Annotated in this window: 7 protein-coding genes; 4 read left to right on the top strand and 3 right to left on the bottom strand. The window is 71.9% G+C overall.

Going from position 1 to position 7331, the window contains the following annotated elements:
* Positions 1-48: 48 nt before the first annotated feature.
* The 3 genes from ACFU0Y_RS15835 to betT form a co-directional block, all read right to left on the bottom strand.
* Positions 49-1668 carry a GMC family oxidoreductase gene (locus ACFU0Y_RS15835; protein WP_380215538.1) on the bottom strand — a complete coding sequence of 540 codons (1620 nt, stop codon included), beginning with the start codon at positions 1666-1668 and terminating at the stop codon, positions 49-51.
* A gap of 96 nt (positions 1669-1764) precedes the next feature.
* Positions 1765-3258 carry an aldehyde dehydrogenase family protein gene (locus ACFU0Y_RS15830; RefSeq protein WP_380215536.1) on the bottom strand — a complete coding sequence of 498 codons (1494 nt, stop codon included), beginning with the start codon at positions 3256-3258 and terminating at the stop codon, positions 1765-1767.
* Positions 3255-5396 carry a choline BCCT transporter BetT gene (gene betT, locus ACFU0Y_RS15825; protein ID WP_380215534.1) on the bottom strand — a complete coding sequence of 714 codons (2142 nt, stop codon included), beginning with the start codon at positions 5394-5396 and terminating at the stop codon, positions 3255-3257. The genes ACFU0Y_RS15830 and betT overlap by 4 nt, the downstream gene beginning before the upstream one ends.
* 177 nt (positions 5397-5573) lie before the next feature.
* On the opposite strand from betT, the gene ACFU0Y_RS15820 reads away from it, so the two are divergent.
* The 4 genes from ACFU0Y_RS15820 (at position 5574) to ACFU0Y_RS15805 (ending at position 7235) form a co-directional block, all read left to right on the top strand.
* The gene (locus ACFU0Y_RS15820) at positions 5574-6104 is read left to right on the top strand and encodes a TetR/AcrR family transcriptional regulator (protein ID WP_380215532.1); all 531 of its coding nucleotides are present in this window, start codon (positions 5574-5576) and stop codon (positions 6102-6104) included.
* Positions 6105-6107: 3 nt separating this feature from the next.
* Positions 6108-6494, top strand: coding sequence for a DMT family transporter (locus ACFU0Y_RS15815; RefSeq protein ID WP_380215530.1), 387 nt, complete (start codon positions 6108-6110; stop codon positions 6492-6494).
* The gene (locus ACFU0Y_RS15810) at positions 6494-6817 is read left to right on the top strand and encodes a DMT family transporter (RefSeq protein WP_380215528.1); all 324 of its coding nucleotides are present in this window, start codon (positions 6494-6496) and stop codon (positions 6815-6817) included. Before ACFU0Y_RS15815 ends, ACFU0Y_RS15810 begins: the two co-directional genes overlap by 1 nt.
* A 211-nt stretch (positions 6818-7028) precedes the next feature.
* Positions 7029-7235, top strand: coding sequence for a cold-shock protein (locus ACFU0Y_RS15805; RefSeq protein WP_017832155.1), 207 nt, complete (start codon positions 7029-7031; stop codon positions 7233-7235).
* Positions 7236-7331: the final 96 nt, after the last annotated feature.

The raw sequence follows: 7331 nt of genomic DNA, 5'->3' as shown, positions 1-7331 counted from the left end.
GTCGGACGACCCGGGGCCCGCCGCCGTCCTGCTCCGCGGGGCGGGCGCTCAGTCGCCGGCCTCCGCGGCGATCAGCTCGGCGCCGGCGTCCGCGGCGATCAGCTCCGCCGCGCGCTCCCCGATCATGTAGACGGTGATGTTGGGGTTGACCGTGGTCAGCTCCGGCATCACCGAGGCGTCGGCGACGCGCAGGCCCGCGACGCCCTTGACCCGCAGCCGGGGGTCCAGCGGGGACATCTCGTCCTCGGCCGGTCCCATCCGGCAGGACCCGGCCGGGTGGTAGACGGTGTTGTGGGTGCGCCGCACGTAGTCGGCGATCTGCTCGTCGGTCTGCACGTCCGGACCGGGGAACAGCTCCTCGCCCGCCCACTCGGCCAGGGCCGGCTGCGCGACGATCTCCCGGGCCTTGCGGATCCCGGCGGTCATGATCCGCATGTCGTAGCCCTCCGGGTCGGTGAAGTAGCGGGGGTCGACCTTCGGCTTGTCCCGGAAGTCGCGCGAGCGCAGCCGCACGGTGCCGCGGGAGCGGGCGTGGGTGACGTTGGGGGTGAGGCAGAAGGCGTTGTCGGCGGTGGGGTAGCCCTGCCGGTAGGTGTGCATGTCGAAGTTGACCGAGCCGTAGTGCATCATCAGGTCCGGCCGGTCGCCCTCGGGGTCGACCCGGGAGAAGATCCCGGCCTCCCACCACTGGGTGGACTCGGTGACCATGGGCTTCCGGGCCCTCCACTGGATCACGCCCTCGGGGTGGTCCTGCAGGTGGGAGCCGACGCCCGGGGAGTCCACGAGCACGTCCACGCCGACCTCCCGCAGGTGCTCGGCGGGGCCGATGCCGGAGAGCATCAGCAGCTTCGGGGTGTCGATCGCGCCGGCGGAGACCACGACCTCGCGGCGGGCGCGCACGGTGCGGGTCGCGCCGAAGGCGTTGTCGACGACCTCCACGCCCACGGCCCGGCCGTCCTCGACGACCACGCGCGTGGCCTGGGTCGAGTGCAGGACCGTGAGGTTCTCCCGGTCGGCGGCCGGGTGCAGGTAGGACACGGAGGAGGAGGCCCGGGTGCCGTCGGCGCGGCGGTTGACCTGGAAGAAGTTCGCGCCCTCGACCACGGTCTTGCCGGTGTTGAACGGCGTGCGCGGGATGCCGGCCTGCTCGCAGGCCTCGAGCACGGCGACGCCGCACGGGTCGGCGTCCGGGACCTGCATGAGGTGCACGGGTCCGTCGTGGCCGTGGTGGGCGCCCTCGTCGTCGTTGGTCTCGAGCTTCTGGTAGAGGCGGAAGGCGGTCTCGGCGTTCCAGCCCTCGGCGCCGTGGACCTCCTCCCACTCGTCGAGGTCCTCGGCCGGGGCCCAGAAGGCGATGCAGGAGTTGTGCGAGGAGCAGCCGCCGAGCACCTTGGCCCGGGCCATGCGCATGAAGGAGTTGCCGTTCTCCTGCTCCTCGAGCGGGTAGTCCCAGTCGTAGCCGGACTCCAGCAGCTCCATCCAGCGGCTGAGGGTGAGCACCTCGTCGATGCCACGGTCGTGCGGGCCGGCCTCGATGAGCCCGACCGTCACGGCCGGGTCCTCGGACAGTCGCGCGGCGACGACGGCTCCGGCGGAGCCGCCGCCGACCACCACGTAGTCGAACTCGTGCGGGGTCTCGGGGGCGGGGGTGGGGCTGGGCGTGGTCATGTCTCTCCTCGGGAAGGGTGCGGGGTGTGGCGTCGTGCGGGGCGCGCCGGCGGCGCCGTCGTCGTGCGGGCGACGACGACGCCGGGCCGGCACGGGTCAGGCCCCGGCGAACCAGCCGGTCACGGCCGGGGCGGTGTTCTGGTAGACGTGCTTGAGCTCCTGGTACTCGCCCAGGCCGGTGGGGCCGAGCTCACGGCCGATGCCGGACTGCTTCATCCCGCCCCACTCCGCCTGCGGCAGGTAGGGGTGGAAGTCGTTGATCCAGATCGTGCCGTGGCGCAGCCGGGCGGCGACCCGCTGGGCGCGCCCGGCGTCGGAGGTCCACACGGCCCCGGCGAGGCCGTAGATCGTGTCGTTGCCGATCTCGACGGCCTCGTCCTCGGTCCTGAACGTCTCGACCGTGACGGTGGGGCCGAAGGCCTCGTCGTGCACGCAGTCCATCTCGCGGGTGCAGCGGTCGATCACCGTGGGCGGGTAGAAGTAGCCCTGCTCCAGGTCGAGGGACCCGTCGGCGGAGGCGCCGGTGGCGTACGCGCCCCCGGTGCGGATCCGGGCGCCCTGCTCCCGGGCGCGCTCCACGTAGGCGTGCACCTTCTCGCGCTGCGCCTGCGAGATCAGCGCCCCGGTCTCGGCCTGCTCGTCGAACGGGCCGCCGAGCCGGATGCCCTCGGCGCGGCGGACCAGCTCGTCGACGAAGCGCTCGGCGACCGACTCCTCGACCACCAGCCGGGCCCCGGCGGAGCAGACCTGCCCGGAGTGCACGAACGCGCCGTTGAGGGCGTTGTCCACGGCGGCGTCGAAGTCGGCGTCGGCGAAGACCACGTTGGGGTTCTTGCCGCCGAGCTCCAGGGCGATCTTCTTCACGGTGGGCGCGGCGGCGGCCGCGATCGCCCGGCCTGTGAGCACGCCGCCGGTGAAGGAGACGAGGTCCACGTCCGGGGAGGAGGCCAGCGGCGCCCCGGCCCCGGCGCCGGCGCCGAGCACGAGGTTGGCGACCCCGTCGGGCAGGCCGGCCTCCTGGAGGACCTGCATCATCAGGATCGCCGTGTGCGGGGTGAGCTCGGCGGGCTTGAGCACGAAGGTGCACCCGGCGGCGAGCGCCGGCGCGATCTTCCACGCGGCCTGCAGCAGCGGGTAGTTCCAGGGGGTGATCATCCCGCACACGCCCACCGGCTCGGTGACGACCTTCGAGACCACGGTGGGGTCCCCGGCGTCGACGACGCGGCCGGCCTGCTCCGCGGCGGTCTTGCCGAAGTACGTGAAGCAGGCGGCGATGTCGTCCATGTCGATCTCGGACTCGACCAGCCGCTTGCCGGTGTCCAGGGACTCGGCGCGGGCGAACTCGTCCCGGCGCTCGCCCAGCCGGGCGGCGACCCGCAGCAGCAGGTCCCCGCGCTCCGGGCCGGGCACGGAGGACCAGCGGCCGTCGTCGAAGGCGCGGCGGGCCGCGGCGATCGCCCGCTCGGTGTCCTGGGCGGTGGCCTCGGTGACGACGCCGACCTCGGTGCCGTCCGCGGGGCAGACGATGGTGCGGGTGCCGCCCTCGGCGGCGGGCTGCCACCGGCCGTCGATGAACAGGGTGTCGGTCACTGCTGTGCCTCCTTCGCCGCGGGGATCTGCCCCGTCGGCACGTCGTGGATGTCGGTGGACCAGTCGGGGTGGCCCTGCTCGCCGTCCTGGATGACGGACGGGCCGGCGTGGATGCTGAGGAAGGCCAGGTGCGCCTCCCAGCTGTCGAGGACGTCGTTGATGACCTGCTCGTGGCTCCAGTCCATGACGTCGGTGCCCTGGGAACCGGTCTCGTTGAAGACCTCGAGGCGGTAGTAGAGGTCCGAGTCGGGATTGGTGCGGAACCCGCCGAAGGCCGGGACCGGCGTGGCCACCGGATAGACCTGGAAGCAGAAGTCCCGGTCCTCGCCCATCCGCACGGTCAGCGTGTGCTCGGACAGGTCCTGATAGCCGACGACCGAGCTGGTGAGCTCGGCGTCGAGGCCCTGGGCCCGGAACTCCTCGACGACCTCCGTGAGCGCGGGGACGAGCACCTCGTCCTCGTAGCGGCGCACGGCCTTCGGGCCGGGGAAGGAGCCGGTCCGGGAGAGCCTGCGGCGCCAGTGGCTGTCCGGGCCCGGGATGCGGGAGGCGGCCGCGGAGCGCCGGGTGGACGTGCGTCCCTCGCGCTGGGAGCGCTCGGCGCGCAGGGCCTTCCAGAAGCCGATCATGATCAGGTACATCACGATCGAGAAGGGCAGCCCGATGATTAGGGTGGCGGCCTGCAGGGTCGGCACCCCGCCCACGAGCAGCATCGCCAGGGTCAGCAGCCCGGTCGCGGCGGCCCAGAACACGCGCAGCCACTTGGGCCCGTCCTGGGTCGGGTCCTGGATGGTCGAGGTGAACGTCGACATCACGAGCGCACCGGAGTCGGCGCTGGTGACGTAGAACAGCAGCCCGGCCAGCGAGGCGAGCGCGATGAGCAGCGGCGCACCCGGGTACTGCTCGAGCAGCGAGTAGAAGGCCCGCTCGGGGGTGTTCATGGCGGCCTGGCCGAAGGCGTCGTCGCCGCCCGTGACGATCGCCAGGGCACTGTTGCCGAAGACCGAGACGAGGATGAGGATGAACAGGAACGGAACGGTCAGGGTCGCGATCACGAACTCGCGCAGGGTGCGGCCGCGGGAGATCCGGGCCAGGAACAGCCCGACGAACGGCGCCCAGGCGATCCACCAGGCCCAGAAGAACAGGGTCCACCCCGCCATCCACTCGGCGGCCCCGGTGTAGGCGAACGTGTCCAGGGTCATGCCGGGCAGCGCGGACACGTAGTCGCCCAGGTTCTGCACGGTGGCGTCGAGCAGGAACGACGTCCGGCCGGCGACAAGCACCCAGACGATCAGCGCCACGGCCATGAGGACGTTGAGCTCGGAGAGTCGGCGGATGCCCTTGTCCACGCCCGAGACGCACGAGGCGGTGGCCATCACCACGGCCAGGGCGATCAGCCCGATCTGTGCGGCAGGGCCCTCCTCGATCCCGAAGAGCAGGAACAGGCCGTAGTTGAGCTGGACCACGCCGATGCCCAGCGACGTGGCCACGCCGAAGATCGTGCCCAGCAGCGCCGCGATGTCCACGGCGTCCCCCGTGCGCCCCTGCACGCGCTTGCCGATCAGGGGATAGAGGGCCGAGCGGATGCTCAGGGGCATGTTCCAGCGGTAGGCGAAGTAGCCGAAGGCCATGCCCATCAGGGCGTACATCGCCCAGCCGGTGACACCGTAGTGGAACAGCGTCCACACCACGGCCATGCGGGTGGCCTCCGCGCTGGCCCCGTCCCCGGCGGGCGGGCCGTAGTACTGGGTGACGGGCTCGGCCACGGAGAAGAACAGCAGGTCGATGCCGATGCCGGCGGCGAAGAGCATCGCGGTCCAGGTGAACAGGTTGTACTGCGGCTTGGAGTGGTCGGGGCCCATCTTGATGGTCCCCTCGCGGGAGAAGGCCACGACCAGGACGAAGACCGTCACCACCGTGGCGGTGAGGACGTAGAACCAGCCCATGTTGGTCGCGATCCAGCCGACCACGGCGTTGATCACCGCGGAGGCCTGGTCGGGGGCGAGAATCGCCCACAGGGAGAACAGGACGATGGTGACGCCCGAGCCGGCGAACACCGTGCGGTTCACGGTCGGCCGGGAACGCCCGGCGGGCGGAGACGTGTTCTCGGACGGTGACTGGTGCAGGGCGGAAGTCATGGGACGAGTCCTCCTGGAGGTGGTGGTCCGGGCCGGGGAGCACCCGCCGGGTCCGGGCGCGGACCGGGCAGGGGCGGGACGTCGTCGTGCCCGCGAACCGGTGCGGCGGCCGAGGCCGTCGTGCCGGTGATGTGCATCATCGTGCCACCACCCTTCCGGTTGGTAAAGTACTTTTTCATGAGCACCTCCTCGCGCGAGCGCATCCTGGACGGCGCCCTCGACCTGATCCGGGGCGGCGGCACCGTCTCCCTGGCGTCGGCCGCGCGGCAGGTGGAGCTGACCAAGCCCGGGGTGATGTACCACTTCCCCACGAAGGAGGCGCTGATGCTCGCCCTGGTGGACCGGGTGATGGACGGCTGGGACGCGCAGATGGCCCGCCGTCTGCCGGGCCCGCCGGAGCAGGTGCCCGCGGAGGAACGGCTGCGCGCCTACCTCGACTGGTGTCTCTCCGGGGAGGTCGACGAGACCGACCTCGTGATGCTCACCGACCAGCGGTTGCGCGCCACGCTCAAGGAGCGCTGGGTCGCGCGGGTGGAGCCGTGGGTGCACCTGCCCGCGGAGCTGTCCGTGGAGCGCCGGAGCCGGCTGCTGGCCGTGCGGCTGCTCGCCGACGGCGTGTGGTTCGCCGACGCCGCGGGCGTCTTCGTTCCCGGCCCCCAGGAGCGGGCCCGGCTCCGGGCGGTCGCCGACGAGCTGCTGGCGGGCTGAGCCGTGCTGCGCTGGAGCCTGCTGGGCGCCGCCGTGGTCTGCGAGGTGGCCGCCTCCCTGTCCCTGAAGGCCGCGCTGGAGCACCCTGCCTGGTACGTGCTCGTGGTCGCCGGCTACGCCGCCGCATTCACGCTGCTGGCGGCCGTGCTGCGGCTGGGCACGCCCCTCGGCGTGGCCTACGGCGTGTGGGCGGCCCTGGGCGTGACGCTCACCGCCCTCGGCGCCGCCGCGCTGCACGGCGAAGCCCTGACCCCGCTCATGCTGGCCGGGATCGGTCTCGTGGTGGCCGGGGTGCTGTGCGTCGAGCTGGGCACGGTTCGGCCCGGTGCCGCCGCCCCGGCGGAGGGCGACCGGCGGCCCGTGGGCTCCGCCCGGCCGGGGAGCGCCTGATGGTCTGGCTCCTCCTCACCGGCTCGATCCTCACCGAGGTCGCCGCGACCCTGTCCCTGCGGATGGCCGCCCGGGGCCGCCCCCGGTGGTATGCCGCCGTGGTCACGGGCTACCTGCTCGCCTTCACCGGCCTGAGCCTCGCCCTGGCCGGAGGCATGGACCTCGGGGTCGCCTACGGGATCTGGTCGGCCGCGGGGGTGGCCCTGACCGCGCTGGCCGGCTGGGCGCTGTTCCGGGAGCCCCTCACGTGGGTCTCCGCGCTGGGGGTCGCCCTGATCGTGGGCGGGGTGCTCCTGATCCGGCTCGGCGCGCCGGCGGCCTGAGCGGTCCTGGCGGCGATCCGGTGGCCCCGGGTGGTGCCCGGTCGGATCTCGTGTAGAGTGGTGCGCAGTTGTTGAGGTTCGTTTTTGTCTTTCAAGCAGTTCGGCCCACTCGGGTGCAGCAGTTTTTCTGAGAAGACGTTTTCCATGCATCACAACTGTCGTGTTTCTCGAACGTCGGGAAACGTTCATCTCATGAAGGATCAGGTCTCCCATGACTACCGGTATCGTCAAGTGGTTCAACGCTGACAAGGGCTTCGGCTTCATCACCCCCGAGGACGGCTCCAAGGACGTCTTCGCCCACTTCTCCGCGATCAACTCGAACGGCTTCCGCTCGCTGAACGAGAACGACCGCGTCGAGTTCGAGACCCAGGACGGCCCCAAGGGCCCCCAGGCCGCGAACATCAACGTCATCTCCTAAGGATCTTCCCGGGCCCCGGCCCGTCGATCCTCCAGAACCGTCGTCGGGCTCCGCCCGGCGGCGGTTCTGTCGTCCGCCCCGGGCACCGGAGCGAGG

It is taken from the genome of Kocuria sp. NPDC057446, from assembly GCF_042802875.1.
Classification (GTDB): Bacteria; Actinomycetota; Actinomycetes; order Actinomycetales; family Micrococcaceae; genus Kocuria.
Note: the sequence above shows the minus strand (reverse complement) of the source record. Positions and strands in the feature narration are given on the sequence as shown.